Raw genomic sequence first — 24,908 nt, forward strand, 5'->3', positions numbered from 1 at the left:
GCTCCTGACCCCCTCCCCGGGTGACGTCGCGACAGATCGGCCCCTCGACGGAGGAGTTCGCGGTCCGCGAGAGGTTCGCCGTCCTCGGGGCGACCGGAAACCTCAACGCGCGCTACTGCTGCCGGGCCCGCGCCCGCTGTGCCCGAGAAGACCTCGGCAAGTGCTTGCTGTCCATCCGCGCTGACGAGGCCGAGGAGGCCTGGCGCGTCGTGGGACCCGTGCTGCCGGCGTGGCTCCCCCTCGGAAGGCCGGCGGTTGCCACCCTCCGTGCGGCCGGGCTCACAGGCCGAGTGCGATGGCGGTGCGGGTGAGTTCGGCGGTGCTGTAGACGCCGAGTTTCGCGCGGATGCGGCGCAGGTAGGCGTCGACGGTGTGCTTGGACAGTCCCATGTGGCGGGCGGTCTGGAGGTAGGTGCGGCCCGCGGCGATGTGGCGGAGGGTCTCGCGTTCGCGGGGGGCGAGTTCGGGGACCTCGGTCCCGGTGCCGGACTGGGGCGTGGTGGGTGCGGAGCTCATCGGGTGTCCTTCGGCGGCTGTCGTCCCTGCTCACGCCCTCGGAAGCAGGAGATGGATGTCCGATTAGGGCGTTTTGCCCTCTATGGACCACCCTCGCGCGCCGACGTCATCACATCGTCCGCCGACTGTCACAGACGTGTCACGAGGCGGGTGTGCCGGCCGCGCGAGGGCGGGGGACGCCGTCGGCCGCGGTGAAGATGCCGAAGACCCGGTCGTACCCCTCCAGCCGTTGACGTGGCCGCGGTTGGTGCTGATCCGGGCGCAGGAGTCCGAACCAGTCGCCGAGGAGCAGCTGCCGCTTCCAGGCGGCGACCTGGTCCTCGGAGACCCGGTACTGCGCGGCCACCTCGGAATCGCGGGCCTCGCCGTCCGCCATGAGCACCACGATCCGGGCCTTGTCCACGACGGAGAGCCGGTCCTCCGGCTTGTCCGGCAGGGCGCCGGGCAGGGCGCATCCGGACGCGGCCGCCGCGACGGGCAGGCCGGGCAGGCCGTCCCGGCCCGTGACAGCGCCGTCGCCCCCGCGGCCGTCGTACCGGGAGCATGGGGCGGGGCGGTCGGCGGCGGTGGTGTGGGTCAGTTGCGCGGCGCCCGCGGTGGCGCCGGCTACCGCCAGGGCGGCCATCACCGTGGCGACGGGACGCCGCAGGGCGTGCCTGGACATGGCAGGTGCTCCGTTCCGGGGGTGCTGGGGGAGAGGTGTCGTGGAAGGGCGGAGGTCCGAGGAGGGCGTGAGGACCTCCGCCCTTCCACGGCGGGCCGTGGCTGCCCGCGCCTCCGGCAGGCCTGGTCGGGGGTGACGTGACCGGGCCCGGGGAGTCGTCAGTCGGCGATGACGCCGTTGTTGATGGTCCCGTTGTTGACGTTGGTGGAATTGTTGTCGCCGACGACGATGATGATGCCGCCGTTGCCGTTGCCACCGGGACCCTTGTCGTGGTTCCAGTCGCTCCCACCACCCCAGCCGTCGCCATGGCCCCGGCCGCCCCAGTCGCCTCCGTGGCCGCCGCCCCAGCCGCCGTGCCCAGTCGCCTTGGCGGTGACGGGGTGCGCCGGCGCCTGGCCGGGCGTCGCGGCGAACGCGGTGGCGGGGAGCAGTGTGCCTCCTGCTGCCAGGGTCGTCACGGCGGTCAGCGTGACGAGGCGTCGGATACCGGAGGTGCGCTTCATGGGAGCTCTCTTTCGTGAGCCGGAGGAGTTCGCGATGTCTCCAGTAAGCCGTGCGGCCGCCCACGCGTCATGTCGCTGGATTTCGGTACTTGACAGGAACCGTCACCGGTTTGATCCGGCCGTCCGCAGTTCCTCCCGCGACTCAGCCGTCGCGGCGGTAGTGGGCGGCGACGGCGGGCCGGCCGGTGTCGTTGGGGCCGGCGTCCGGGTCGGCGCCGACGTAGCGCAGGGGCAGGTGGAGGGCGCGCGGGCCGTCGAGCGTGAGGCGGTGGTGACGCGCTCTGCAGGCGAAGCCCTCGGCCCGAAGGGCGGCCAGGACGAACCCCCGGCGGGACCGCCGTCGGCCCAGCGGATCGGGGCCGGGTCGAAGTGGGCGACGAGCAGGCCCCCGACGTAGTGGAGGCCGTGGACGCAGGTGATCAGGTCGTACGGCGCGGTCGGCTCCCAGGCCGTCACCGACGCGGTGACCAGTTACACCGAGGGCGGCAGGGGCGTCGGTGCCAGGGGCCCCACCAGGTCGACACCGGTCAGTCGCGCGGTGGCCGGCAGACGCCCGGAGGCCTCCCGCAGGGCCGGCCCCTGCCCGCCGCACAGGTCGAGCCGGCGCGGCTCGGGAGCGTGGGACAGCAGATGGCCGACCGGGTCGAAGCCGGGTTCGCGGGCGTAGCTGTTGGCGCCGGTCAGACCCCGCTCACGGGTCGTGGTGTTGCCGGCGACGACGGCGGTGCTTTCGAGGCGGTGGTCGGGCAGCAGAACGGGCGAGGTCATCGGGCCATTCTCGAGGCCGATCGACTTGCGCCCCAACCCCGTTGGGGGGATTGTGACGGGCGACTCTAATTTGCATTTCATATGCGCATTTACGCTAGGGTGGAGGCATGGACCTTCACCGCATCCGACGTCATCCCGTGCGCACTGTCCGGCGCCGCCCCGAGCGGAGCGCCCGGTGAACGCCGGCGCCGTGCTGGCGCAGGTGGCCGCGGTCTTCGTGTGGCTGGGGATGGTGCTCGGGATCTCGTTCCTGGAAGCCCCCCTCAAGTTCCGCGCCGAGGGGATCACCGTGCCCCTGGGCCTGAGCATCGGGCGGATCGTCTTCCGCGCGCTGAACCGCGTCGAGGCGGTGCTCGCGGCGATCGCCGCCGTGGCGCTGGCGTGGGAGGTGCCGGGGCCGGTCGCGCTGGGTCTCGGCGCGGGGGCCGTCGCCATGCTCCTGGCGCAACTGTTCGTGGTCCGGCCCGCGTTGAACCGCCGCACCGCCGCCGTGCTCGCCGGGGAGACCGGCCCGCGAAGCCGAGCCCATCTGCGGTACGTCGCGCTCGAGGCGGTCAAGGCGCTGTGCCTGGCCGGATGCGGCGCCGCGCTCGTCCTGGAGCGGCTGTGAACGCGTCCGGGCCCGTGGCCGTGCGGGGCGGCACGGGTCGTGACCTCGCGGACCGCGCGGACGTCGAGGTGCTGGTGACCGCCTTCTACCGGCGGGCCTTCGCCGATCCCCTGATCGGGCCGGTCTTCACCGAGGTGGCCCGCATGGACCTCGACGCGCACATGCCGATCATGTGCGACTTCTGGGAAACGGTGCTCTTCGCCGCGGGCCGGTACCGGCGCAACGCGCTGGCCCCGCATCTCGCCCTGCACCGTATGGCCCCCCTGGGCGCCGAGCACTTCGGCCGCTGGCTGGCACTGTGGACCCTGACGGTGGACGGGCTCTTCCGCGGCGACAAGGCCGAACTCGCCAAGCGGCAGGCCGAGCGCATCGCCGGATCCCTCCAGCGCCGCCTGGCCGGCCGCGACGCGAGCGAGTACGTCAGCATTCGCCGCCGTGAGGGCGGCGAAGCGCTCTGAGGTCCCCGGCGGCGGCCGCCCCGCACGGGGCTGTCGCCGCCGGCCAGGGCAGGCGAGCCTGGCCGTCCCGTGGCCGTCGCCCCCGCTCCTCAGCGTGTGACGACGACCTTGCCGATGGTCCGGCCGGATTCCACCATCGTGTGGGCGCGGCGCAGCCCGGCGGCCGAGAAGTCCTCGATGGTGGTGGTGACGGTGCTGCGGACGCGGCCGTCGTCGACCAAGGCCGCGATCTCCTGCAGCAGGTTCTTGTGCTCGATCATGTCGGGGGTCCGGAACATCGGCCGGGTGAACATCAACTCCCAGTGCCACGCGATGCTCTTGGCCTTGAGCGGCAGCAGGTCCAGTCCCTCGGGCTCGTCGATCGCCGTGATGTGACCGCCCGGGCGCATGATCCGGGCGTAGGTCTCGACGTTGCCGGCGGAGTGCGGGGACAGCAGGTAGTCGATGCCGTCCGGGGCCGCCGCCGCGGCGGTCGCGGCGAGGTCGTGGTGGTCGACCACGGCGTCGGCCCCCAGCCCGGTGACCCACTGCGCGGTCTCGGGGCGGCCGGCCGAGGCCAGCACCCGCAGGCGGGTCAGCTGTTTCGCCAGCTGGATGAGGATCGAGCCCACACCGCCCGCGCCGCCCAGCGCCAGCAGGGTCCCGGTGGACCTGGCGTCCAGGGCGAACCGGTCGAAGAGGGTCTCCCAGGCGGTGATGCCGGTCAGTGGCAGGGCGGCGGCCTCCGCGAATCCGAGGCTGCGCGGCTTGCGGGCCACGAGGCGCTCGTCGACGATCTGGAACTCGGCGTTGCTGCCGGCACGGGTGAGGTCCCCGGCGTACCAGACCTCGTCCCCAACTTGGAGGGTGGCCACCTCCGCACCCACCGCCTCGACGACGCCCGCGGCGTCGAAGCCGAGGACGCGGGGCCGGTCGGAGGCGGGCAGACCGGGGCGGACCTTGATGTCGACGGGGTTGACCGACACCGCCTGCACCCGCACCAGCACGTCTCGGGGCTCGGGATCCGGCACCGGCACCTCGACGTCCACGAGGCTCTCGGGATCCTCCACGGGCAGTCCCCGGTAGGAGGCGACAGCCCGCATGGTCCGTTCGGTCATGGCCGGAGGCTCCCTCACTGCGCTGACGGGTTTCGGCCAGCCTGGCACGCCCTCGGGCCCCGGGCAGTGACAGCCGGGCCATCCGGGTGCCGCCACCAGGGCGCCGCCCGGCGGCCGGGGATGCGGGGCAGGGCCGGAAAGAAGGGGCGTCATCCTGACGCCATGCAGCGTCGCGTCATCGTGAAGCCGTCATCGATGAGCGGCGGCCGGCGCGTCCGCGTGGGCGGCGAGATCCTGGGGATCGCGTACCACCTTCGCGACTTCCAGGACTTCCTGCGGTGCGCCGGCGCCGGTCCCGACGCCATCGACCTGGCCGACCCGGACCTCATCGAATGGCGCGGGCCGGCCGCCGGCCCCGGCGCGGACGTGAGGAACCCGCCGCGAAGCCGTGACCGAAGCCGCCGCCCGCCGGCTACCGGGTCTATTCGCAGTGCATCGGGCTTCAGCGCGGTGGTGAAGCGAATCTGAGAACTGCCGTCGCCCGCTCCGCCGGGCGCCTCGGCTGGTTCTGCTGACGCACGGGGCCGGGGGCGCCCCTTCGGCGGACACCGCAGGGCGCGCCGGGTCCGGGCCGCCGCGCGGCCGTACGGGATGTGGCACGGTGAGCGCGCAGCGCCGAAGATCACCGAGAAGGAGTGCCCGTGTCCATGCCCCCGCTTACCCCGGCCGCGATCGAGATGCTGAAGAAGCCCAACCCGGCCGTGATCGCGACGCTGAGGGCCGACGGTCAGCCGGTGTCCACGGCCACCTGGTACCTGTGGGACGACGGCCGGGTCCTGGTCAACATGGACGGCGGCCGCAAGCGCCTGGACCACATCCGCAACGACCCGCGGGTCAGCCTCACGGTCCTGGACGACGGGAACTGGTACACCCACCTCACCCTGATCGGGCGCGTCGCCGAACTGCGCGAGGACACCGGTCTCGCCGACATCGACCGGCTGGCCCAGCAGTACCTGGGCCGCCCCTACCCGCAGCGCGACCGCGAGCGCGTCAGCGGCCTGATCGAGATCGAGCGGTGGCACGGCTGGGGCACGCTCAAGGACAGCAGCCAGCCGGGCTGACCGGCCGGCGGCCCGTCAGCCCCCGTACGGCTGCGCCGTCGACCGGGTCCCACGCGGGATGCGGGTCCCGGTCACCTCCAGCCGGCCGTCCGGCTGCCCTACGCCGGCGGCCGCCGACGGGCCGCTCACCGCGTCCCGGCCGCCCTGGGGATGCCCGCGGCGGCCGGTCCCGCGGCCGCCGCGTCACCGGGTAGCTCCACCGCTCCGCTCACAGGACGCGCTGCCCCTTGCCCAGCGCGATGACGCCGTTGCCGGAGGCGTGGTAGAGCTCGCGGTCCCGCTCCGGGTTGACGCCGACCGTGGCGCCCGCGGGCACGACGACGTTCTTGTCGAGGATCGCGCGGCGCACGACAGCGCCCCGCCCGATGCGGACGTTGTCGTGCAGCACCGACCCCTGCACCACCGCTCCCTCCTCCACGACCACCCCAGGCGACAGCACGGACTGCGTGACCTGCCCCGAGATGATGCAGCCCGGGCTGACCATCGACTCGCTCGCGATCCCGCCGGCCACGAACTTCGCCGGGGGCAGCCGCAGCGAGTGCGTGTAGAGCGGCCACTGGTCGTTGTAGAGGTTGAAGACCGGGTTGACCGAGATCAGGTCCTGGTGAGAGTCGTAGTACGCGTCCAGGGTGCCCACGTCCCGCCAGTAGCCGTGGTCGCGAGCGGTCTCGCCGGGGACGTGGTTGTCGTCGAAGTCGTAGACCTGCACCTGCCCCTTGGCGGTCAGCAGCGGGATGATGCTGCCACCCATGTCGTGCACCGACGCATCGTCCTCGGCGTCCTGGGCCAGTGCGTCCAGCAGCACCTTGGTGGTGAACACGTAGTTGCCCATCGAGGCGTACACCCGGTCGGGGTCCCCTGGCAGACCGGGCGGATCAACGGGCTTCTCCAGGAACCGCTCCACCCGCGACCCGCCCGGCGCCGGGGTGATGATCCCGAACGAGGAGGCCTGGTCGCGCGGGACGCGGATGCCGGCCACCGTGGCCCCCGCGCCCGCCTCGATGTGCCGGCGCAGCATCTGCCGCGGGTCCATGCGGTACACGTGGTCGGCGCCGAACACGACGATGTAGTCGGGCTGCTCGTCGTACACCAGGTTCAGCGACTGGTAGATGGCGTCCGCGCTGCCCAGGAACCACCGTGGGCCCAGCCGCTGCTGCGCCGGGACGGGGGTGACGTAGTTGCCCAGCAGGTTGGACATCCGCCAGGTGGTGGTGATGTGCCGGTCCAGGGAGTGCGACTTGTACTGCGTCAGCACGCAGATGCGCATGATGTCGCCGTTGACGAGGTTGGACAGCACGAAGTCCACCAGCCGGTAGGCGCCGCCGAACGGCACCGCCGGTTTGGCGCGGTCGGCGGTCAGCGGCATCAGCCGCTTGCCCTCGCCGCCCGCGAGCACGATTCCCAGTACCGATGGTCCGCCGCGCATCCCTGCCCCCTTTGCCGCTACCGCCCTTGCGACCTGCAGATCTCCTCGTACACGTCCACGGTGCGGCGGGCCACCGCGTCCCACCCGAACTCCGCCACCGCACGCTCGCGTCCCGCCGCCCCCATCCGTGCCGCCGCCGTGGGATCGCCGGCCAGCGCGCCGACGGCCGCGGCGAGCCCCGCCTCGAACGCCTCCGGGTCCTTCTCCTCGTACGGCACCAGGTGTCCGGTCACGCCGTCCTCCACCACCTCCGGGATCCCGCCCACCGCGGACGCGACCACCGGGGTGCCGCAGGCCATCGCCTCCAGGTTCACGATGCCCAGCGGCTCGTACACCGACGGGCAGACGAACACCGCGGCGTGTGTGAGCAGTTGCACCACCTCGGGCCGGGGCAGCATCTGCGGGATCCAGATCACCCCGCCGCGCACCGCGCGCAGTTCCTCCACCAGCTCGCGGAACTCCCAGTCGATCGCCGGGGTGTCGGGCGCCCCGGCGCACAGCACGATCTGCAGCTCCGGATCGATCCGCCGCGCGGCCCGCAGCAGGTGCGGGACCCCCTTCTGGCGGGTGATCCGGCCGACGAACAGCGCGTACGGGCGGCCCGGGTCGACGCCGTGCGCGGCCAGCGCCCCGGTGGCCTCGTCCGGCCGGTAGAGGCGGGTGTCGATGCCGTTGTGGACGACGTGCACACGCGCCGGGTCGAGCGACGGGTAGCTCCGCAGGATGTCCGCGCGCATCCCGTGAGAGACGGCGATGACGCCGTCCGCGGCCTCGACCGCCGTCCGCTCCGCCCAGCTGGACAGCGCGTACCCGCCGCCGAGCTGCTCGGCCTTCCAGGGACGCAGCGGTTCGAGGGAGTGGGCGGTCATCACATGCGGCACGCCGTACAGCAGTTTGGCCAGATGGCCGGCGAGGTTGGCGTACCAGGTGTGCGAGTGCACAAGGTCCTGTCCGGCGAGCGCGGCGGCCATCGACAGGTCGACCGACAGGCTGCGCAGTGCCTCGTTCGCGCCCGCGAGCTCCCCGGCGGCGGCATGGCGGGTGACGCCGGTGCCGTGCGCGTCGTCGGCTGCGTCCGCGCCGTCCGCCCCGGCCCAGCAGTGGACCTGAAGGTCCGTCAGCGTCCTTAGCTCGTGGGCCAGGAACTCCACATGGACGCCCGCCCCGCCGTAGACGTACGGCGGGTACTCCCGCGTGAGCAGTGCCACCTTCACGGGCGCCTCCCGGGGTCCCGTCGCCGTGTGGGGACATCCATGCCCCGCGGAACGGTGTTCGATCCGTGTTCCCCGCCATTCAGCGCGTGATGTCCCGCGCCAAATTCCTTCGACTTCGCCGCGCGCTTCGTGGATCGTCGGGCGTATGCGACAGGACGACATCTGGGGCGCGGAGACCGCCCGCGCCTACGACACCCCCGGCACCGGCATGTTCGCCCCCGACGTACTCGGACCGGCGGTGGACCGTCTCGCCGAACTCGCCGACGGCGGACGGGCGCTCGAGTTCGCCATCGGCACCGGCCGTGTCGCCGTACCACTGGCTCGCCAGGGCGTACCGGTCAGCGGCATCGAGCTGTCCCAGCCGATGATCGACCAACTGCGCACCAAGGCGGACGCCGCGACCGTCCCGGTCGTCGTCGGTGACATGGCCACCGCCCGCGCCCCGGGCATCTTCCGGCTCGTCTACCTCGTCTACAACACCATCTCCAACCTGCTGACGCAGGCCGAACAGGTCGCCTGCTTCCGCAACGCCGCCCGCCATCTCGCACCGGGCGGGCGCTTCGTGATCGAATTGTGGGTTCCCGAGCTGCGCAAACTGCCGCCCGGTCAGCAGGCGGTGGTCTGGACTTCCGAATCCGGGTACATGGGCGTGGACACCTACGACGTCCTGCGGCAGCAGGTCGTCTCGCACCACTTCCGCTTCGCCGACGGCGAGCGGACCCGGCTTTACCGCAGCCCGCACCGCTACATCTGGCCCTCCGAGCTGGACCTCATGGCCCAGCTCGCCGGCTTCGTCCTGGAGTCCCGCCACGCCGACTGGCTCGGCGCAGAGTTCACCGCCGAATCCCGCTCCCACGTCTCCGTGTACCGGCTCCGCACTCCGGAGAGCTGACGGGCCGCCTCAGTCCTCCTCCCCGCTCAGGGAGCCCGCGGAGGTGAGGGCGGTGGTGTCCTGGGCGGGGGCCGGTGGGGCGGTCGGGTCGGGGGCGGTGGCCATGGCCGGGGTGGGGGCCGGGGAAACGGGATGGGGTTCCGCGGTGCGCTTCGCGGTGGTGCGGGTGAGGGAGACCGTCGGGGGAGCGGGAGGCGGCGCGAGGGAACGGGCGAGGTCGCGGTCGAGGCGGCGGAGCTGGGACCGCATGTGGGCGGTCAGACGGGTGCGGTAGGCGTTCTCGAAGGTGCGGAGGTCCTCGACCTTGCGCTGCAGCACGGTGCGGGCGGTGACCAGCGAGACCATCGCCTGGCGGTGCTTGTCCTGGGCCTCGTGTTCGAGGGCCTGGGCCCGGTCGCGGGCGTCGCGGCGCAGGCTCTCGGCCTGGCCGAGGGCCTCGCCGACGATCTTGTGGGCCTCGGCGCGGGCCTCGGTGACGGCCTGCTCGGCGGTGCGCTCGGCCAGGGCGAGCAGCCGGGCCGTGCTGTCGGCGGCGAACCCGGGCTGCGGTTCCGCGGACTCCTCGGCTGCCTCGGGCGCCTCGGGCTCCGTCACCTCGGCGGCCGGGCCGGGGACGGGCTTCGGCTCCGGCGCCGCTTCGGGCTCGGGTTCGGGTTCCGGTCCGGACGCCACCTCGAGCTCGGGCTCCTCGGGCTGCCGGGCGGCTGCCTCGGCGGAGGAGATCGCGGCGCGCAGGTCCTGGTTGATCCGCAGCAGCCGGGTCAGCTCGGCCTGCACGTCGTCCAGGAAGTCGTCGACCTCGCGCTCGTCGTAGGCCTCGCGGAGGCGGACGGTGGTGAACTGCTTCCTGCGCACGTTCTCGGGGGTAATCGGCGTCTGTGCCATCTGCTCACCTCGAGGTGTTCGTCGACAAGTCCTGACCGCATCCGTCAACTCCAGCTTGGGCGGCGGACCGGGCCTGGGCAGCCCGGGAACACCGCGCGGGGGCGGTGCGGGCGGTGTCACCAGCGCCGATCGTGGGACCCGGGCGAGCGGCGTGGATGGCGCAACTGCGGGCGGCGCAGTGGCAACTGTGATCATCCGCGCTGTCACCGCGCCCGCAGACAGCGTGGATTTCCTTCCGCGTCCGGCGAAAGGGCCGGACGGGTGAATACAGGCCCCCGGAGGCTGGGTACGGACACCTTCCGGACGGCACACGTGGGCTGCCCGACGGGGCCTCAACCGGCCGGCACGCCGACGTGAGCCGGACCCACGAGGAAGCGCGCGTCCTCGCGGCAGAGCCCGGGCGGCGACCGGCCCTTCCGGGCCCGGCGTCGGGCTCGCCGCGACGTCCTACCAGCTCGTCGCCGGTGCCGGGGCGGGGTGCCGGGGGCCGCGGGGCGCCCGTACGACCCGACCCACCAGAGAAGGGGAACTCATGACGCAGCACGTCGTCATCGGAAGCGAGCGCAGCGAGGTCGGTCTGCCGGCCGGGATGGACGTCCTGCGACGGGGCGGCACGGCACTGGACGCCGTGGAGGCGGCGATGCGCCGTTGCGAGGACAACCTCACCGACCACTACGTCGGCACCGGCGGGCTGCCCAACGCGCAGGGCGTCGTCGAGCTGGACGCGTCGGTGATGACGGGTTCGGACCGCAGGTTCGGCGCGGTGGGCGCGCTGCGCGGGTTCCCGAACCCGATCTCGGTGGCGCGCGCGGTGATGGAGCGGCTGCCGCAGCACTGCCTGCTGGTGGGGGAGGGCGCCGCCCTGTTCGCGCGGGAGAACGGGTTCGAGGCCGCCGAGCTGCTGACCGAGGAGTCCCGGGCCATGTGGCGCGAGCAGCTGCTGACCGCCGCCGAGGCGGTGGAGGGGGAGAACACCCCGGCCGTGGACGGCGACCGCCGCTACCGGCGGGCGGCGCTGGAGCTGGTGCGGCGGATGGCGCCGCACGAGGGGCCGTGGGGGACGATCAACATCATCGCCCTGGACGCGCAGGGCGAGATGTGCGTGGGCGTCTCGACCTCCGGATACCCCTTCAAGTACCCGGGACGGGTGGGGGACTCCGCCGTCCCGGGGGCGGGCAACTGGTGCGATCTGCGCGGTGGCGGGGCGGCCTGCACCGGCCGCGGCGAGCTGAGCCTGCGCGGCGGGACGGCGCGTACGGTGGTCGACCTGCTGGCGCTGGGCAAGGAGCCCGCCGACGCGTGCCGCGTCGCCCTGGAGGAGGCGGCCGGCCTGCCCGACGAGTACCGGTCCGAGCTGAGGGCGCTGGCGCTCACCCCGGACGGGCGGCACGGTGGCGCGGCCGGCCAGGAGGGCAGCGTCTACGCCGTGATGACCGACGCCTCCACCGAGCCGGAACTCCGCCCGCGCACGCTGGTCTGACGACAGGCCTCAGGGCTGGGGCGCGATCAGTTCCCCGCTGGTCGCGTCCCGGATGGTAATGGCCTCCACGGGGCAGGACTCCGCGGCGTCGACCAGGCGCTCGTCCGGTTCGGCCGTCGGGTGCCTGGGGCACGACTTGCGGTCGCGTAGCTCGAAATGCCCGGGTGCGATGCCGGCGCAGGAGCCGGTGCCGATGCAGGTGTTCCGGTCCACCTCGATCTGCCAGGTCATGATCGGTGTCCTTCGGTCTCGTCGGGTGTTGCCGGCTGTCGCCAGGTGTTGTCAGGCCCGGTCCCAGGTGAGCGGCATCCGCTCGGGTCCGCGCAGGAGAAGGCCGGACTTCCACGCGACGCTCTCCTCCGGCCCGGCGAGGCGCAGTCCGGGCAGTCGGTCGAGCAGGGTGCGCAGGGCCACCTGTAGCTCCATGCGGGCCAGTTGGGCGCCCAGGCAGTGGTGCGGTCCGTGCCCGAACCCGACGTGCGAGGCCTCCTGGCGGAGCAGGTCGAGCCGGTCCGGGTCGGTGTAGACCGTTTCGTCGCGGTTGGCCGACACGGGGCAGACCACCACCGCCTCGCCGGCGCGTACGGTGCCGCCGCTGAGTTCGACGTCGTCCAGCGCGTAGCGGGGCATGCCGGCGCCGTTGCCCAGGGGGACGTAGCGCATGAGTTCCTCGACGGCGGCGGGGACGAGACCGGGGTCGGCGCGCAGTGCCGCGAGTTGCTCGGGGTGGGTGAGCAGCGCGTAGACGAAGTTGGGGATCTGCGTGGCGGTGGTCTCGTGGCCCGCGACGAGCAGCGAGATCGCCAGGACCTGCAGTTCCCGTTCCGACAGGCGCTCGTCGTTGTCGCGGGCGTCGACCAGGGTGCCGAGCAGGTCGTCGTGCGGCGCGGCGCGGCGTTCGGCGATCAGGGCGGCCATGTACGCCATCAGCGCGTCGGTGCAGTCCTGGATCTCCCGCGGGGTGTACTTCGAGGTGGACAGCAGCGCGTCGGACCAGGTGCGGAAGTCGGCGCGGTCGGTCAGAGGGACGCCGAGCAGTTCGCAGATGACGGTGACGGGCAGCGGCAGGGCGAAGTCGGCCACGAGATCGGCGGGGGCGCCGCGGGCGGCCATGCCGTCGGCCAGTTCGGCCGCGATCTGTTCGGTGCGGGGTCGCAGGCGCTCGATGCGCCGGGCGGTGAAGGCCTTGGCCACGATCCGCCGCAGCCGGGTGTGGTCCGGGGGGTCGAGGTCCAGGATGCTGCCCTTGAGGCCCCGGTGCGGCCGCAGGCGCGGCTCATCACGGCGGACCGCCTCGGCCCGGCTGAACCGGGGGTCACCGAGGACGGTCCTGACGTCCTCGTACCGGGTGACCAGCCAGGCGGCCTCCCCGTAGGGGAACCGGACCCGGCACAGCGGCTCGTCCTTGCGCAGTTGGGCGAAGGCAGGGTCGACGGTCAGGCGGTCGGTTTCGGTGAGGGGGTAGTTCCGGGGCTCGGTCGTGGCCATGGCGCACGCCTCCCATGAGCTCGGGGTGTCGGCGCGGTCCTCACGACGGCCCGCGGGGATCGCGAGGTGCGGCGGCGCGGCCGCCGAGGGCGGGCCGCAGCAGGTGGCACAGGTCGTCGGCGAGGATCTCCAGCGGGTCGTCGGTGTCGACCGGCCGGCCGCCGGCGATCCAGGCGGTGAGGAACGACCCGGTCTGGAGCACCGCCATCAGGGCCCGCTGCCGTGCCTGCGCGGGGGTCACGCCCCGCCACCGCCGGGGCCCGGCGGTCAGCAGGGCCACGTAGCGTTCGTGGGCGGCCAGATAGCGGTCGCGGGCACTGCCGTCGTCACCGGCCGCCGAGGGGGTGGCGGCCAGCAGTACGCGGATCGTCGGCGCGAGGGCCCGCCAGCCCGACGCGGCGTGCTCCAGCCAGTCGCGGACGCCGGCGCGGGTCCACTCGGGGACGGAGGCAAGCTCGGCGTACAGGTCGTCGGTGACCTGGTACACCCGGTTCGTCAGGGCGGCGATGACCTCCGCCTTGCCGCGGAAGTGCGCGTACACCGTGGCCCGGGTGACCCCGGCCGCGCGGGCGATGTCCTCCATGGTGGCGGTGACGAAGGACTTGGCGGCGAAGACCTCGACCGCCCCGTCCAGGATCCGGTTGCGGGTCAGGTCCCGCTGTTCGGCGCGCAGGCTCACCCGCGAAGCGCCCATCGCGGTCGCGGATCCGGCACCGGCCGACGACGTTCCATGGAAAAAGCTTACAAAACGCTATCAAACTGTACATTTTGTGTACGGGTGGCGGGGGTCCGCGACGGCCGGTCAGCCGTGGTTGCGGGGGTGGTCGCGGGCGGTGCGCTCGTTGCCCCGCTTGTAGTCGCCGGTCCAGCGGGCCATCACCAGCTGGGCGTCGCCGCGCTCCACTTCCTCCAGGAACCGCTCGGCGCGCTCCCCGCGCAGGAGGGCGGCGGTGCGCGCGCCGTGGGTGACGACCACGGTACCGTCGCCGCGCCGGCGGTAGGAGAATCCGTGAGGCCGGGGCATGGTGGCGAGCGTAGGGGCGGGCCGGGTCCGTGCGACAGCGATTTACGGGACGTCGCGGGACACGACGTGCGGCGAGCGCACGGCCAGGGCGGCGATGTCGTCCTCCAGCCGCCCGCCGCTGTAGCGCACCAGTTCCCGGTGCAGCCCGTCCAGCAGTTCGCGGGGCGCCGCCGGGCTCTGCCGCCGCAGCCAGTCCGGCAGCGGGAAGAACGCCCCTGTGTGGTCGCGGGTCTCGGTGACGCCGTCGGTGTAGAGCAGCAACTGGTCGCCGGGGGCGAAGGTGTGGGTGTCCACGAAGTAGTTTTCACCGATGAGGTCGGCGAGGTTCAGCGGCGGGGAGGCGGCGGTCGGCTCCAGCACCTGGATGCGGCCGGTGCGCAGGAGGACCGGCGGGGGATGCCCGCAGTTGAGCAGCCGCAGGCGGCCGCCGCCGTGCGGGATCTCGGCGATCACGGCGGTGGCGAAGCGCTCCGGCAGGTCCTGGCCGGGGTAGCCGGAGCTGTGGCGCTTGATGCTGGTCTCCAGGCGGTGGATGATCCCCCGCAGGTCCGGCTCGTCGTGCGCCGCCTCCCGGAAGCAGCTGATCAGCGCCGAGGCCGCGCCCACGGCGGACAGCCCCTTGCCGCGTACGTCGCCGATGAGCAGCCGCACCCCGTAGGGCGTGTCGGCCACCTCGTAGAAGTCGCCGCCGATGCGTGCCTGCACCTGTGCGGCCAGGTACAGCGACTCGATCTCCATGCCCTGGACGTGCCGCGGCAGCGGCCGCAGCAGTACGGCCTGCGCCGCGTCGGCGACCATCCGGGCGTGGAAGAGCGCCTCCTCGCGCTGGATCCGTACGTGGCTGGCGTACGCCGCCGCCAGGGTGACCGCGACGATGGCGGCCCCGGTGTACGGGGTGCCCAGGTCGGTGTAGGCGAAGCTCAGGCCCACCATGACCAGCAGGCAGAACGCGCCCAGCAGTACGGTCGCCAGCACCGGCCACATCGCGGCGGCCAGGGCGGGCGCGACGGGCAGCAGGCGGCTGATCGCGATCTCGCGCGGGGTGGAGAACGCCAGCGAGGCGATGAGCACGGTCAGGATCACCGGGGCGAGCCAGCCGGCCTTCCGGCGGCCGTCCAGGCGGGCACTTCGGTGCCGCAGCCATCCGGACATGATCACGAAGCGCATCATACCGGGGCAGAAGGGGGGTGCGAGGTGCCCGTCCGGCCGGACGGACCCGCGACCACCCCGGGGCCCGGCCCGGGGTGGTCGGAGTGCGGGCGAGCCGGGTGGACGGCGCCGGCCCGCGTCAGTTCTCGCCGCGGTGACCCGGCAGGACCTGGATCGTGTCGCCGACGGCGCGCTCACCGGTCGCGTCGGAGGGAACGTTGGCCAGTACGCCGTCGACCACCATCACCGACGAGCCGCCGCCGTCGAGGTTGAGGGCCTGTACCGCGCCCAGCGACCGCATGAACCGGGCCGCCTCGCCGAGGGTGAAGCCCTCGCTCACCCCGGGCCGCCGCCCGTCCACCGTGACCAGCAGCAGCCGGCCCCGCCGGTCGATGCCGGCCATCGTCCGCGGCTGGCGCACGTTGGACCACGCGAAACCGAACGACAGGTCCAGCGGGTCCAAGGTGCCCTCGCCGGCGGCGTCGATGTGCACGCGGCCGTCCTCCACCAAGGTGGGCGCCGCGCTCACGATGCTGTCGCCGGGGCCGAGACGGACCTGACGCCCCGCGGCGTCCCGGACGACCTGCCGTACGACCAGTCGCCCGCCGGTCCGGGCGTGCTCCGTGAGCCACGTCGCCGCGGCGCCGGTGCCCTGCAGCACCGTGCCGCGCTCGGGCACGGAGCCGCCGCGGGCGCCGGTGGAGAGCACGGTCCCGTGCGCGTCGAGCACCACCTGCACACCGCCGCCGGTGGGTAGCGCCGCCCGGAAGGCGGGGGTGAACTCCACCAGGTCGTCCGCCAGGGTGCAGGTCGTGTCGTGGCGCGGCCGTTCGGTCGGGACGCCGCCGGGACGGCCGCAGTTGCGCACCTTGCCCGGCAGGCGGTTGATGCCCTGCACGGCGTACCGGGCGGAACCGGCCCGCACGGTGACCGTGGTGGACAGGTCCGCGATCCGCGGCCGCCGCCCGCCGTCGCCGAGGATGAGTGCCGCACGCGAACCGGCCGCCATCGACTCCAGCTTGCCGTCCACCGCGGACAGACCCGCGACGGTGCCCTGGACGCCGTCGGCGTCCGAGGTGATGAAGAAGCCGCCGTTCACGCCGAGCAGCGACCCCAGCCGGCCGGCGACCGCCGAGGTCTTCTCCCGGTCGGCGACGTTGCCGCCGTCGCTGACCTCGACCGACCCGCGCAGCCGCGCCGGGTCCACCACGGCCACGTGGACGCGCTCGCCGTCGGCGGCCTGCCGTCCGTCGTAACCGGTCCACTCCGTCGCCGTACGGAAACCGGCGGCCACGACCGCGGCGTTCGCCGGGCCCGCCTCGGCCTGCGTGGTGTACCGGCCGACCCTGACCTGCCAGCCCATCACGCCGCGCGGCGTGTCGGCGTAGGTGTCCCACTCCACCGCCTCCAGCCGCGGCTCGAACCCGGCCTCCCGCAGCCGCCCGGCGGTCGCGTCGGCCCAGGCGCGGTCCCCCAGCGGAGCCCACGTCGCGGCGCCCGTCAGCCGGTTGACGGCGGGGGCCTGCACGGTCACCGTCCACACCCCGCCGGCCGAGGGGTCACGCCGCACGCCGCTGCGGACCTCCAGGCCGGGTGCCACCTGCCGCGTCGTCCACGCGATCCCCCGCGTGCCGGAGGCGGTGGGCGACTGCGCCCCCGCGACGGCCGGCGGGACGACGGCGACCAGCGTGAGGGCGGCGGCGAACACCGCCCCCCTCCGTGCGGCCTGCCCCACCCGGCGCGCCCCGTCGCGCGGTTCGGCGGCTGTGACGGACATACCCACTCCTGACGTTCGGTTCCACCGGGCGGTGCAGTGGCGCGGCCCGGGCCTTGATCCGCCATCCCAGACCCGCACCGGGACGGGCAACCCACCAGGCGACGGACCCCGGGGGAACCCTCGATGACAAACCGGGGGCGACGAGGGCGGAGTTGTCCGCGGTCGCGCCACCGGGCCCACCCCGGTCGCGGCGCCGGTCCGGGGGCCCGGTAAGAACGTGCCGTGACCTTCGCACTCTCCGTCCCCCGGCGGCCCTGATGCCCTCGCTCGACCCGGCGCAGTGGGCCGTCGCGCTGCTCGCCCTCTTCCTCGTCGGCTACTCCAAGACCGGCGTGACCGGGGCCGGGACGGTGGGGGTAGCACTGTTCGCGCTGGTGCTGCCGGCCAAGCTGTCCACCGGCGTGCTGCTGCCCCTGCTCCTCGTCGGCGACGTCGTGGCCGTGGCCGTCTACCGCCGGCACGCCGACTGGGGCCGGCTGGTGCGGCTCTTCCCGTGGGTCGTGGCCGGGGTGCTGCTGGGCGCGGTGGTCGTCGACCGGGTCGACGACACGCGCATGCGCGAACTCATCGGCGCGCTGCTGCTGTCGATGCTCGCCGTCCACTGGTGGAGCCGGCGCCGGGGCCCGGACGACCCGGTGGCGAAGCACAGGGCCGTCGCCGCCGGCGCCGGGATCCTGGCGGGCTTCGCCACGATGACGGCCAATGCGGCGGGCCCGATCATGTCGCTGTACTTCCTGGCCGTGGGGCTGCCGATGCTGGGCTTCCTCGGCACCAGCGCCTGGTTCTTCCTGCTGCTCAACGCCTTCAAGGTGCCCTTCAGCGTCGGCCTGGGGCTGATCACACCCGGCACGCTGGCCTTCGGCGCGACGGCCGCCCCGGCCGTGCTGGCGGGGGCCGCCGCCGGCCGCGCGACGATCAGCCGCATCAGCCCGAAGGTCTTCGAGCGCGTCACGGTCGCCCTGACCCTCCTCGCCGCGATACGCCTCGTCACCCTCTGAGCGGCCCGGGTGTGCCGCGAGCGGCGGCACGTGCGGGCTCAGCTGACGATCGCGGTGATCAGCCGCCGGCAGCGCTCCGCCATGTCCTGCGCGGACTCGCCGGGATGGTGGATCCACCAGGTGACCAGGGTGCTGACCGTGCCGGTCCACAGCTGCTCGAGCGCGTCGCGGTCCAGCGGGTCCTCGATCCCGCGGGCGGCGAGGAACTCCGCGCTGCCCGCGGCCGCCAGCCCGTCGATGACGGCACGGTGGCGTTCGGCCGCCTCGCGCGGCGGACCCGTGGCGGGCAACGTCCGGTCGTACAGCACGAACCAGGCGTGGCGCCGGCCCTCCAGCGTGGTGAAGACCGCGCGCAGTACGGACAACGGCGTGCCCGGCGAGGTGACCCCCGGGACCAGCGCGTCGGTGAGCGCGCGCGTCAGCGAGCCGGCGACGCGCTCCAAGGCGGCGGCGTACAGCGCGTCCTTGGATCCGAAGTACTGGTACAGCAGCGGCTTGGTGACGCCGACCCGCTCGGCGATGGCGGCCATCGACGCACCGCCGTAGCCGCGGCGGCCGAACTCCTCGACGGCCGCGGTGAGCAGCTGCTCCTCGCGCTCGGCGCGGGGCACGCCCTTGGTGCCCGCGGTACGGGTTCTCGCGCTCGCCACGTCCGTGATTGTAGGCAGTGAACTGACCTCGAGGTCAGTTCACCCTCCCGGCCGATGTGACTGAGTGGTAATTTACCTTCTGGTCATATCGAGCCGGTGAAGGGCGGACACGCATGACGCGCGCGGGCACACGGTCGTGGTGGGGATGGGGCATCGTCGAGCACGCGGTGCGGGGCGCCGAACGCACCGCGCTCACCGACCGGGTGGCCGGACTGCTCCCGGGTGCCGACCTCACCGTCCACCTTCCCCCGGACGTCGCTTCCCTCGCCCTGCCGCCCGTACGGGTCACGGCGCCGCCGCCGCTGGCCCACCTGTGCTCCGGCACCCCGTACGACCGGGCCGCGCACACCCACGGCAAGGCCTTCCGGGACGTCGTCCGCAACCTGCGCGGCGACCTGCGCCACGCCCCCGACCTCGTCGCCCGCCCCCGCACCGAGCGGGACGTCGTCGACCTCCTCGACTGGTGCACCCGCGAGCGGATCGCCGTCATCCCCTTCGGCGGAGGCAGTTCCGTCGTCGGCGGCGTGGAACCCCGCCTCGCCGACGGCCGCCGCGCGGTGACCCTCGACATGGGGCACCTCGACCGCGTCCTGGAGATCGATCCGGTGAGCCGGTCGGCCCGGATCCAGGCCGGCGTGCTCGGCCCGCACCTGGAGGAGCAACTGCGGCCCTCAGGACTGACGCTGCGTCACTTCCTGCAGTCCTTCGAGTACTCCACCCTCGGCGGCTGGCTGGCCACTCGTGCGGGCGGCCACTACGCCACCCTCTGGACCCACATCGACGATCTGACGCAGGCCCTGCGCGTCGTGACGCCGTCGGGCACCGGCGAGTCGCGGCGGCTGCCCGCCTCGGGCGCGGGGCCGTCGCCCGACCGGATGTTCCTCGGCTCCGAGGGCACCCTCGGGGTCATCACGGAGGCCTGGATGCGCCTGCAGCGACGCCCCCGGTGGCGGGCGAACGCCTCCGTCCACTTCGCCGGGTTCACGGCGGCCGTCACCGCCACCCGTGCCCTGGCCCAGTCCGGGCTCCACCCGTCGAACTGCCGTCTGCTGGACCCCGCCGAGGCGCTCGTCAACGCGGGCGTCACCACCGGCGACAGCGTCCTGATCCTGGCCTTCGAGTCAGCCGACCACCCGTTGGAACCCTGGATGGACCGAGCCCTGGAGCTGTGCCGCGACCACGGCGGCCACGTCCCCGAGCCGGCCCGTCACACGGACACGGGCGCGGACGGCGCGTCCGGGGATAGGGGAGCCGGGGCGGACCGTTCCTGGCGTTCGTCCTTCCTGCGCATGCCCTATCAGCGCGACGCCCTGGCCCAGCAGTCCCTGGTCGTGGAGACCTTCGAGACCGCCTGTACCTGGGACCGCTTCGAGGAGCTCCACGCGGCGGTCACCCAGGCCGCGAACGAGGCGATCCGCACCGTCTGCGGCACAGGAGTCGTCACCTGCCGGTTCAGCCACGTCCACCCCGACGGGCCCGCCCCCTACTTCGGGATCTACGCCGCGGGCCGCTGGGGCAGCACGGTGGACCAGTGGGACGACATCAAGGCCGCCGTCTCCCAGGCCATCGCCGACCATGGCGGCACGATCACCCACCACCACGCCGTCGGCCGCGACCACCGTCCCTGGTACGACACCCAGCGCCCCGGCCCCTTCGCCGCCGCCCTCACCGCCGCGAAGTCCGCCCTGGACCCCGCGGGCATCCTCAACCCGGGCGTGCTGCTGCCCGCGGGCTGAGCCTCGCCTGCTCGCTCCGCCGGCCGCCGTGCTCAACGGCCGATCGGCTCGGGCGGCGCGGCGGACGCCCCCTCGGCGTGCGCGGCGGCGGGACGGCCGTGGGGCAGGCGGCGTACGGCCGCCGAGGCCATCGGGGCCAGGGCCGCGACGGCGTGGACGACCCCGGCGGCCGCGGCCACCCGGTACCCGCCGACGTGGTCGGCGAGCGGCCCCACACTGAGCTGGCCGACCGGGATGGCGATGTAGGACAGCAGGTCGTCGAAGGACGACACACGGGACAGGGCGTCGGGCGGCACGTGTTCCTGGAGGGAGGTGTCCCAGCCGACAGCCGCGACCGACGAGCCCAGCCCGGCGGTGAAGGCGGCGGCGATCAGCCACGGGGCGCCCAGGTGCGTGCCGAGCGTGAGCAGGGGCAGTGCGCCGAGCACGCCCGCCAGCACACTCAGCCGCAGCAGATGACGGGCCGCCAGCCGGTACATCAACGCGCTCATCACCAGCAGTCCGACGCCGCGCGCGCTGAGCACGAAGCCCCAGGCGGCCTCGTCGGCGATCTGCCGGGTGAGCACGGGGCCCAGGATCTGCCAGCTGCCGACCTGCACCAGATTGACCACGCAGAAGCACAGCGACACCGTCCAGACCCAGCGGATCCGGCGGTACGCGGCCCAGCCCTCACGGATGTCGGCGAACAGCCCCGGGCGGCGACCTGCCGCGGCAGGGGTGGTGAGGGACGACAGGCGCGTGAGGCAGCCGGCGGCGAGGAGGTAGGTCAGCGCGTCGAAGGCGATGGCCGGACCGCCGCCGACGGACGCCGCCAGGACGCCGGAAAGACTCGGCCCGAGGATCTTCGCGCCATTGCGCACCGAGCCCAGCAACGCGTTCGCCTGCCGGATCCGGTCCCCGGCAACGAGTTCGGGCACGATGCCGCGCAGCGCCGGCGTGGTGAAGGCGGCGAGCACGCCGTTGAGGAATCCCAGCGCCGCGACCGGCCACAGGGCGTACCGCCCGGTGAGCAGCAGCGCGGCGACGGAGCCCTGGGTGACGGCCGAACCGAGGTTCGCCGCCACCAGCACCGTCCGGCGCGGCAGCCGGTCGGCCGTGGCGCCCCCGACGAGCAGGAACACCAGCAGCGGCACCATGTACGCGGTGAGGACCACGCCGAGGTCGCCGAGGGCGTCCGAGGAGTCGAGGACCGCGAACGCCAGCGCGACGGGCGCCATCGCGCTGCCGAGCAGCGACACGGTCTGGGCGGTGAGGAACCAGCGGAAGTCACGGCGTGGTGGAGGGGGTGGGAGCACGGGCGGAGTCTGCTGGAGGCGCCGCGCGGGGCACTATCGTTTCGGCGGGAGGCGAAAGATGACCTTGTTGAGGCTGAGTTCCCTGGCCCTGTCGCGGTCCCGGTTCGCCCTGTCGCCGCTGGCCGAGACCCTCGCGTCACTGTGGGTGCTGGGCGCCGGGTACTGCGACCCGTGGCTGGCCTCCTGGTACGACCGCCACCGAGGGGCGTTCAGCGCCGCGGTCGACGCCGACCCCTTCGCCAAGGGCCTGCTGCGGCTGCTGGCCTCCACGAAGTGGATGCCGGCGCACATCGTCCTGCCGCCGGCCGGTGGTATGCAGACCACGATCGACAGCGAACTGGCAGCGGTGGCCCGCGTGCCCGACGCGCAGGTGCGCGCCGAACTGGAGAAGTCGGTGGCGCACAGCTGGAAGGAGCACGACCTTCGCTGGCTCACCGGACGCGACCTTGCCGCCAGGACCGCCGAGGTCTTCCGGCGCGCCTGGACCGCCCACGTCGCCCCGGACTGGCCCCGCCGCCGGGCCCTGCTGGAGCGGGACGTCACCTACCGGGCCGGGCTGCTCGCCGCCTATGGCTGGCCCCGCGCCCTGGAGCAGATGAGCCGGCACAGCGCCTGGGTCGGCGCGGACGCGATCCGCTTCAGCCACTGGGGTTCCCCGGACAGGGTCGTCGGCGAGGAGGGCATGCTGTTCGTACCGGTCGCCGCCGTGTCCAGGGGCACTTGGTTGTGCGAGGCACCGCCGGCGTCGTACGCGCTGGTCTACCCGGCCCGGGGCAGCGCCGCGACCGCGCCGCGCATGGAACCCCGGCGAGCCCTGGCCCGGCTGATCGGCACCGGCCGCGCGGCGATCCTCCACGAACTGGAGCGCCCCGCGACCACCAGCGAGCTCTCCGCCCAGCTCGGACTGTCCCTCGGAACCGTCGGCGGCCACCTGGCCGTACTGCGCGACGCCGGACTGGTCACCGGTACCCGTGTCGACCGCCGCGTGGTCTACCGGCGCACCGCCTCCGGCGACCTCCTCGCCGCGGACGTGGACGCGGGCGTCTGAACGCGGCACTCCCCAGGCCACGGGGGGAGACCTGGGGAGCGTGCGGAGATCATCGTCCCTCGAACGGCCGTACGTCAAGCCGACAGCGGAGAAGGGAGGTTGGCCCGGCTCCGGTACATCGTCCGCCATAGGGGCGGTGATCACCGGTCCCGGCAGGGTTGATACGGTCCAGGTTGCCGGGGGACGGCAATGAGGTGTGCCTGGAGGGGAGACGGGGCCATGGGGAGCGTGCCGGAGGAGGAGCTCGAGGCGTACGCGCGCATGCTGGGCGAGGTCTCGGGGACGGGCCGGCGGCCGCGACGGGACGAACTGGACGCGCTCCGCCGGTCCGGCGAACGCGCGGGCGGCGGGGGATACGGGCTGCGCGACGTCGTCGGCGCCTACCTGACGGCGACCCGCGAGGCGTGGGGCACGCTGCGGGGCGTGGCGGGCGCCGGCACCGCCATTGAGGTGCAGCGGGCCGGCGAGGCGGTGCTGACCGCCCTCGACGCCGCGATGGTCGCGCTCGGTGAGGGCCACGAACGTGCCCAGCGGCTCCTGGCCCGCCAGGAGGAGGCCGCCCGCAGGGAGTTCGCCGACGACCTGCTGTACGGGCGCAGCGACCCGGGGCGGCTCGCCGAGCGCGCCGAACGGTTCGGGCTGCGCCTGGGCGGCGGGCACGCGGTGGCCGTGGCGCGCGGCCTGGACGCGTACGAGGACAGCCAGCCCGTGGTGCGGCGCATCGAGCGGGAACTGTCGGGCCGCTTCGGCGACCGGGACGTCCTGGTCGTCGGCAAGGACGGCCGGCTCGTGTGCATCGCCCCCGGCAACGAGCGTGCGGTCTTCGAGGCGTTCGCCGACACGGCGCTGCGCCCCGGCCCCGGGTACGGGGCGGCCCGGCGGGTGGCGGTCGGCCGTACCCACTCCGGCACGAGCGGCATCGTCCGCAGCTACGAGGAGGCCCTCGGGGCCCTGGACGTCGCCGACCGGCTGCGTCTGCATCCTCCCGTGCTGCGTGCCGAGGAACTGCTGGTCTTCCCCGTGCTGATGCGGGACCGGGCCGCCATGGCCGACCTCGTCCGTACCGTGCTGGGGCCTTTGGAGCAGGCGCGGGGCGGGGCCGGTCCGCTGCTGGAGACCATCACCGCGCACGCCGAGGCCGGGCACGTCAACGCGGAGGCAGCGCGTCGACTCGGCCTCGGGGTCCGGACGTTCACCTACCGCCTGGAGCGGATCAAGGTGCTGACCGGCTACGACCCGGCCGACCCGCTGAACCGCTACACCCTGGAGACCGCGGCGATGGGCGCCCGGCTGCTCGGCTGGCCCGAACAGCCTCTCTAGCCCGCGGGCCCGCCGTCAACAGGCCGTCAACAAGGCGTCAAAATTGCCGGGAACCGGCAATGTGCACCGGCCACCCGCCCTGCCACCATCGTCATGGCACCGACAACGGAGCCACTGCACGAAGCGGGGGTGGGCAGGGGGATGCGCGATTTCGCCGAAGCCGCGCTCGGTTACCCCACCGCCCTGTTCAGCTTCGCGCTCGTGGTGGTCATCGGGTACTGGGGGAGTGTCCTGCTCGGTGGCTTTGACGTCGACGCCCTCGGCGGGGGGCAGGGGGGACACGGGGGAGAGGGCGTCGACGTCCACCACGACGGACACGAGCACACGGGGGGCTTCGACGGCTTCCTCGCCGGTCTCGGACTGGGCGGGGTCCCGGTCACCGTCACGCTGTCGTTGCTGATCAGCATCGCGTGGTTCGCCTCGCTGGCAGGCCGGGTCCTGACCGGCGGCGGGCCGCTGACCGGCACCGCCGTCCTGGCCGCGGCGCTGGTGTGCTCCTGGACCGGCACGCGCGTGCTGCTCCTGCCGCTGCGCCGGCTGGTGCCCCGAGAACGCGCGCCCTCGCGCACCGACTTCGTCGGCAAGGTCTGTGTCGTCCGCACCGGCCGCGTCAGCGCCGGGTTCGGGCAGGCCGAGGTCACCGCCGACGACGGATCGACCGCCGTCCTCCAGGTGCGCACGGCCGGGCCGGACGAGGGCCTGGTGGGCGGCAGCACCGCCCTGATCTTCGACTACGACGCCGCCCGGGAGTGCTTCCTGGTCGCGCCGTACGACGCCGCGCTCGATCCGGATCGCCCTCCGGCCGGCTGAGCCCGCCGTCCCACCCCGTCTTCCGCTCTTCCACCTCTT

General features: G+C 73.7%; 27 protein-coding genes. 11 read left to right on the forward strand and 16 right to left on the reverse strand.

Annotation, left to right across the window (positions count from 1 at the left end):
• Window positions 1–279: 279 nt before the first annotated feature.
• The 4 genes from ACRWNP_RS17725 to ACRWNP_RS17740 all read right to left on the reverse strand — a co-directional run bounded on the left by ACRWNP_RS17725 (window position 280) and on the right by ACRWNP_RS17740 (window position 2,451).
• Window positions 280–516, reverse strand: a complete 237-nt coding sequence (locus ACRWNP_RS17725; protein WP_431962357.1) for a response regulator transcription factor — start codon at window positions 514–516, stop codon at window positions 280–282.
• A 139-nt stretch (window positions 517–655) separates the two neighbouring features.
• Window positions 656–1,180, reverse strand: coding sequence for a helix-turn-helix domain-containing protein (locus ACRWNP_RS17730; RefSeq protein WP_431962359.1), 525 nt, complete (start codon window positions 1,178–1,180; stop codon window positions 656–658).
• A gap of 158 nt (window positions 1,181–1,338) precedes the next feature.
• A complete protein-coding gene (locus tag ACRWNP_RS17735; protein ID WP_431962361.1) occupies window positions 1,339–1,683 on the reverse strand; it encodes a hypothetical protein in 345 nt (114 codons plus the stop codon).
• Between the two features lie 471 nt (window positions 1,684–2,154).
• Window positions 2,155–2,451 carry a hypothetical protein gene (locus ACRWNP_RS17740; RefSeq protein ID WP_431962363.1) on the reverse strand — a complete coding sequence of 99 codons (297 nt, stop codon included), beginning with the start codon at window positions 2,449–2,451 and terminating at the stop codon, window positions 2,155–2,157.
• A gap of 175 nt (window positions 2,452–2,626) precedes the next feature.
• Here ACRWNP_RS17740 and ACRWNP_RS17745 point away from each other — a divergent pair, with 175 nt between their 5' ends.
• Entirely contained in the window at window positions 2,627–3,061 is a 435-nt protein-coding gene (locus tag ACRWNP_RS17745) for a hypothetical protein (protein ID WP_431962365.1), read from the forward strand.
• The gene (locus ACRWNP_RS17750; RefSeq protein WP_431962367.1) at window positions 3,058–3,519 is read left to right on the forward strand and encodes a group III truncated hemoglobin; all 462 of its coding nucleotides are present in this window, start codon (window positions 3,058–3,060) and stop codon (window positions 3,517–3,519) included. Before ACRWNP_RS17745 ends, ACRWNP_RS17750 begins: the two co-directional genes overlap by 4 nt.
• Window positions 3,520–3,608: 89 nt before the next feature.
• On the opposite strand, the gene ACRWNP_RS17755 is transcribed toward ACRWNP_RS17750, so the two are convergent.
• Window positions 3,609–4,616, reverse strand: a complete 1,008-nt coding sequence (locus tag ACRWNP_RS17755) for a zinc-binding alcohol dehydrogenase family protein (RefSeq protein ID WP_431962369.1) — start codon at window positions 4,614–4,616, stop codon at window positions 3,609–3,611.
• A 162-nt stretch (window positions 4,617–4,778) separates the two neighbouring features.
• Between ACRWNP_RS17755 and ACRWNP_RS17760 the strand changes: the two genes are divergently transcribed.
• Together ACRWNP_RS17760 and ACRWNP_RS17765 are read left to right on the forward strand one after the other, a co-directional pair.
• Window positions 4,779–5,084 carry a hypothetical protein gene (locus ACRWNP_RS17760; protein WP_431962371.1) on the forward strand — a complete coding sequence of 102 codons (306 nt, stop codon included), beginning with the start codon at window positions 4,779–4,781 and terminating at the stop codon, window positions 5,082–5,084.
• Between the two features lie 173 nt (window positions 5,085–5,257).
• Window positions 5,258–5,677, forward strand: coding sequence for a PPOX class F420-dependent oxidoreductase (locus ACRWNP_RS17765; protein WP_431962373.1), 420 nt, complete (start codon window positions 5,258–5,260; stop codon window positions 5,675–5,677).
• Between the two features lie 208 nt (window positions 5,678–5,885).
• On the opposite strand, the gene glgC is transcribed toward ACRWNP_RS17765, so the two are convergent.
• Together glgC and glgA are read right to left on the reverse strand one after the other, a co-directional pair.
• On the reverse strand, window positions 5,886–7,103 hold the full coding sequence (gene glgC, locus ACRWNP_RS17770) for a glucose-1-phosphate adenylyltransferase (RefSeq protein ID WP_431962375.1): 1,218 nt from the start codon (window positions 7,101–7,103) through the stop codon (window positions 5,886–5,888).
• A gap of 17 nt (window positions 7,104–7,120) precedes the next feature.
• The gene (gene glgA / locus ACRWNP_RS17775; RefSeq protein WP_431962377.1) at window positions 7,121–8,317 is read right to left on the reverse strand and encodes a glycogen synthase; all 1,197 of its coding nucleotides are present in this window, start codon (window positions 8,315–8,317) and stop codon (window positions 7,121–7,123) included.
• A gap of 145 nt (window positions 8,318–8,462) precedes the next feature.
• On the opposite strand from glgA, the gene ACRWNP_RS17780 reads away from it, so the two are divergent.
• Window positions 8,463–9,209, forward strand: a complete 747-nt coding sequence (locus ACRWNP_RS17780; protein ID WP_431962379.1) for a class I SAM-dependent methyltransferase — start codon at window positions 8,463–8,465, stop codon at window positions 9,207–9,209.
• Window positions 9,210–9,218: 9 nt separating this feature from the next.
• Here the strand turns inward: ACRWNP_RS17780 and ACRWNP_RS17785 are convergent, their stop codons facing one another.
• Window positions 9,219–10,094: a DivIVA domain-containing protein gene (locus ACRWNP_RS17785; RefSeq protein ID WP_431962381.1), complete on the reverse strand. Its 876-nt coding sequence runs from the start codon at window positions 10,092–10,094 to the stop codon at window positions 9,219–9,221.
• Window positions 10,095–10,626: 532 nt separating this feature from the next.
• Here ACRWNP_RS17785 and ACRWNP_RS17790 point away from each other — a divergent pair.
• Window positions 10,627–11,574 carry a N(4)-(beta-N-acetylglucosaminyl)-L-asparaginase gene (locus ACRWNP_RS17790; RefSeq protein ID WP_431962383.1) on the forward strand — a complete coding sequence of 316 codons (948 nt, stop codon included), beginning with the start codon at window positions 10,627–10,629 and terminating at the stop codon, window positions 11,572–11,574.
• A 9-nt stretch (window positions 11,575–11,583) separates the two neighbouring features.
• Here ACRWNP_RS17790 and ACRWNP_RS17795 read toward each other — a convergent pair whose 3' ends face one another.
• The 6 genes from ACRWNP_RS17795 to ACRWNP_RS17820 form a co-directional block, all read right to left on the reverse strand.
• Complete coding sequence (locus ACRWNP_RS17795) at window positions 11,584–11,805, reverse strand: ferredoxin (protein WP_431962385.1); 222 nt, start codon at window positions 11,803–11,805, stop codon at window positions 11,584–11,586.
• Between the two features lie 51 nt (window positions 11,806–11,856).
• The gene (locus ACRWNP_RS17800; RefSeq protein ID WP_431962387.1) at window positions 11,857–13,062 is read right to left on the reverse strand and encodes a cytochrome P450; all 1,206 of its coding nucleotides are present in this window, start codon (window positions 13,060–13,062) and stop codon (window positions 11,857–11,859) included.
• A gap of 40 nt (window positions 13,063–13,102) precedes the next feature.
• Window positions 13,103–13,756: a TetR/AcrR family transcriptional regulator gene (locus ACRWNP_RS17805; protein ID WP_431962389.1), complete on the reverse strand. Its 654-nt coding sequence runs from the start codon at window positions 13,754–13,756 to the stop codon at window positions 13,103–13,105.
• A gap of 108 nt (window positions 13,757–13,864) precedes the next feature.
• Entirely contained in the window at window positions 13,865–14,086 is a 222-nt protein-coding gene (locus tag ACRWNP_RS17810; protein ID WP_431962391.1) for a hypothetical protein, read from the reverse strand.
• A 42-nt stretch (window positions 14,087–14,128) separates the two neighbouring features.
• The gene (locus ACRWNP_RS17815) at window positions 14,129–15,244 is read right to left on the reverse strand and encodes a PP2C family protein-serine/threonine phosphatase (protein WP_431962393.1); all 1,116 of its coding nucleotides are present in this window, start codon (window positions 15,242–15,244) and stop codon (window positions 14,129–14,131) included.
• Window positions 15,245–15,374: 130 nt separating this feature from the next.
• Window positions 15,375–17,012 carry a phosphodiester glycosidase family protein gene (locus tag ACRWNP_RS17820; protein ID WP_431962395.1) on the reverse strand — a complete coding sequence of 546 codons (1,638 nt, stop codon included), beginning with the start codon at window positions 17,010–17,012 and terminating at the stop codon, window positions 15,375–15,377.
• Window positions 17,013–17,269: 257 nt separating this feature from the next.
• Here ACRWNP_RS17820 and ACRWNP_RS17825 point away from each other — a divergent pair, with 257 nt between their 5' ends.
• Entirely contained in the window at window positions 17,270–18,010 is a 741-nt protein-coding gene (locus tag ACRWNP_RS17825) for a TSUP family transporter (protein WP_431962397.1), read from the forward strand.
• Window positions 18,011–18,048: 38 nt separating this feature from the next.
• Here the strand turns inward: ACRWNP_RS17825 and ACRWNP_RS17830 are convergent, their stop codons facing one another.
• Window positions 18,049–18,660 carry a TetR/AcrR family transcriptional regulator gene (locus ACRWNP_RS17830; protein WP_431962399.1) on the reverse strand — a complete coding sequence of 204 codons (612 nt, stop codon included), beginning with the start codon at window positions 18,658–18,660 and terminating at the stop codon, window positions 18,049–18,051.
• 113 nt (window positions 18,661–18,773) lie between these two features.
• Between ACRWNP_RS17830 and ACRWNP_RS17835 the strand changes: the two genes are divergently transcribed.
• The gene (locus tag ACRWNP_RS17835; RefSeq protein ID WP_431962401.1) at window positions 18,774–20,396 is read left to right on the forward strand and encodes an FAD-binding oxidoreductase; all 1,623 of its coding nucleotides are present in this window, start codon (window positions 18,774–18,776) and stop codon (window positions 20,394–20,396) included.
• A 32-nt stretch (window positions 20,397–20,428) separates the two neighbouring features.
• On the opposite strand, the gene ACRWNP_RS17840 is transcribed toward ACRWNP_RS17835, so the two are convergent.
• Window positions 20,429–21,691, reverse strand: coding sequence for an MFS transporter (locus tag ACRWNP_RS17840; protein ID WP_431962403.1), 1,263 nt, complete (start codon window positions 21,689–21,691; stop codon window positions 20,429–20,431).
• Between the two features lie 58 nt (window positions 21,692–21,749).
• Here ACRWNP_RS17840 and ACRWNP_RS17845 point away from each other — a divergent pair, with 58 nt between their 5' ends.
• The 3 genes from ACRWNP_RS17845 to ACRWNP_RS17855 all read left to right on the forward strand — a co-directional run bounded on the left by ACRWNP_RS17845 (window position 21,750) and on the right by ACRWNP_RS17855 (window position 24,869).
• Complete coding sequence (locus ACRWNP_RS17845; RefSeq protein ID WP_431962405.1) at window positions 21,750–22,739, forward strand: helix-turn-helix domain-containing protein; 990 nt, start codon at window positions 21,750–21,752, stop codon at window positions 22,737–22,739.
• A gap of 219 nt (window positions 22,740–22,958) precedes the next feature.
• On the forward strand, window positions 22,959–24,059 hold the full coding sequence (locus ACRWNP_RS17850; RefSeq protein WP_431962407.1) for a PucR family transcriptional regulator: 1,101 nt from the start codon (window positions 22,959–22,961) through the stop codon (window positions 24,057–24,059).
• Between the two features lie 141 nt (window positions 24,060–24,200).
• Window positions 24,201–24,869: a hypothetical protein gene (locus tag ACRWNP_RS17855; RefSeq protein ID WP_431962409.1), complete on the forward strand. Its 669-nt coding sequence runs from the start codon at window positions 24,201–24,203 to the stop codon at window positions 24,867–24,869.
• Window positions 24,870–24,908: the final 39 nt, after the last annotated feature.

The sequence above is a fragment of the Actinacidiphila sp. bgisy160 genome, assembly GCF_965342435.1.
In the GTDB taxonomy this organism is placed as follows: Bacteria; Actinomycetota; Actinomycetes; order Streptomycetales; family Streptomycetaceae; genus Actinacidiphila.

Excerpts from the sequence above, each read along its gene's own strand:
- ACRWNP_RS17725 (WP_431962357.1), bottom strand. The coding sequence starts at position 516 with ATGAGCTCCGCACCCACCACGCCCCAGTCCGGCACCGGGACCGAGGTC.
- ACRWNP_RS17730 (WP_431962359.1), bottom strand. The coding sequence starts at position 1,180 with ATGTCCAGGCACGCCCTGCGGCGTCCCGTCGCCACGGTGATGGCCGCC.
- ACRWNP_RS17735 (WP_431962361.1), bottom strand. The coding sequence starts at position 1,683 with ATGAAGCGCACCTCCGGTATCCGACGCCTCGTCACGCTGACCGCCGTG.
- ACRWNP_RS17740 (WP_431962363.1), bottom strand. The coding sequence starts at position 2,451 with ATGACCTCGCCCGTTCTGCTGCCCGACCACCGCCTCGAAAGCACCGCC.
- ACRWNP_RS17755 (WP_431962369.1), bottom strand. The coding sequence starts at position 4,616 with ATGACCGAACGGACCATGCGGGCTGTCGCCTCCTACCGGGGACTGCCC.
- ACRWNP_RS17760 (WP_431962371.1), top strand. The coding sequence starts at position 4,779 with ATGCAGCGTCGCGTCATCGTGAAGCCGTCATCGATGAGCGGCGGCCGG.
- glgC (WP_431962375.1), bottom strand. The coding sequence starts at position 7,103 with ATGCGCGGCGGACCATCGGTACTGGGAATCGTGCTCGCGGGCGGCGAG.
- ACRWNP_RS17780 (WP_431962379.1), top strand. The coding sequence starts at position 8,463 with ATGCGACAGGACGACATCTGGGGCGCGGAGACCGCCCGCGCCTACGAC.
- ACRWNP_RS17785 (WP_431962381.1), bottom strand. The coding sequence starts at position 10,094 with ATGGCACAGACGCCGATTACCCCCGAGAACGTGCGCAGGAAGCAGTTC.
- ACRWNP_RS17790 (WP_431962383.1), top strand. The coding sequence starts at position 10,627 with ATGACGCAGCACGTCGTCATCGGAAGCGAGCGCAGCGAGGTCGGTCTG.
- ACRWNP_RS17795 (WP_431962385.1), bottom strand. The coding sequence starts at position 11,805 with ATGACCTGGCAGATCGAGGTGGACCGGAACACCTGCATCGGCACCGGC.
- ACRWNP_RS17800 (WP_431962387.1), bottom strand. The coding sequence starts at position 13,062 with ATGGCCACGACCGAGCCCCGGAACTACCCCCTCACCGAAACCGACCGC.
- ACRWNP_RS17805 (WP_431962389.1), bottom strand. The coding sequence starts at position 13,756 with ATGGGCGCTTCGCGGGTGAGCCTGCGCGCCGAACAGCGGGACCTGACC.
- ACRWNP_RS17810 (WP_431962391.1), bottom strand. The coding sequence starts at position 14,086 with ATGCCCCGGCCTCACGGATTCTCCTACCGCCGGCGCGGCGACGGTACC.
- ACRWNP_RS17820 (WP_431962395.1), bottom strand. The coding sequence starts at position 17,012 with ATGTCCGTCACAGCCGCCGAACCGCGCGACGGGGCGCGCCGGGTGGGG.
- ACRWNP_RS17825 (WP_431962397.1), top strand. The coding sequence starts at position 17,270 with ATGCCCTCGCTCGACCCGGCGCAGTGGGCCGTCGCGCTGCTCGCCCTC.
- ACRWNP_RS17835 (WP_431962401.1), top strand. The coding sequence starts at position 18,774 with ATGACGCGCGCGGGCACACGGTCGTGGTGGGGATGGGGCATCGTCGAG.
- ACRWNP_RS17845 (WP_431962405.1), top strand. The coding sequence starts at position 21,750 with ATGACCTTGTTGAGGCTGAGTTCCCTGGCCCTGTCGCGGTCCCGGTTC.
- ACRWNP_RS17850 (WP_431962407.1), top strand. The coding sequence starts at position 22,959 with ATGGGGAGCGTGCCGGAGGAGGAGCTCGAGGCGTACGCGCGCATGCTG.
- ACRWNP_RS17855 (WP_431962409.1), top strand. The coding sequence starts at position 24,201 with ATGCGCGATTTCGCCGAAGCCGCGCTCGGTTACCCCACCGCCCTGTTC.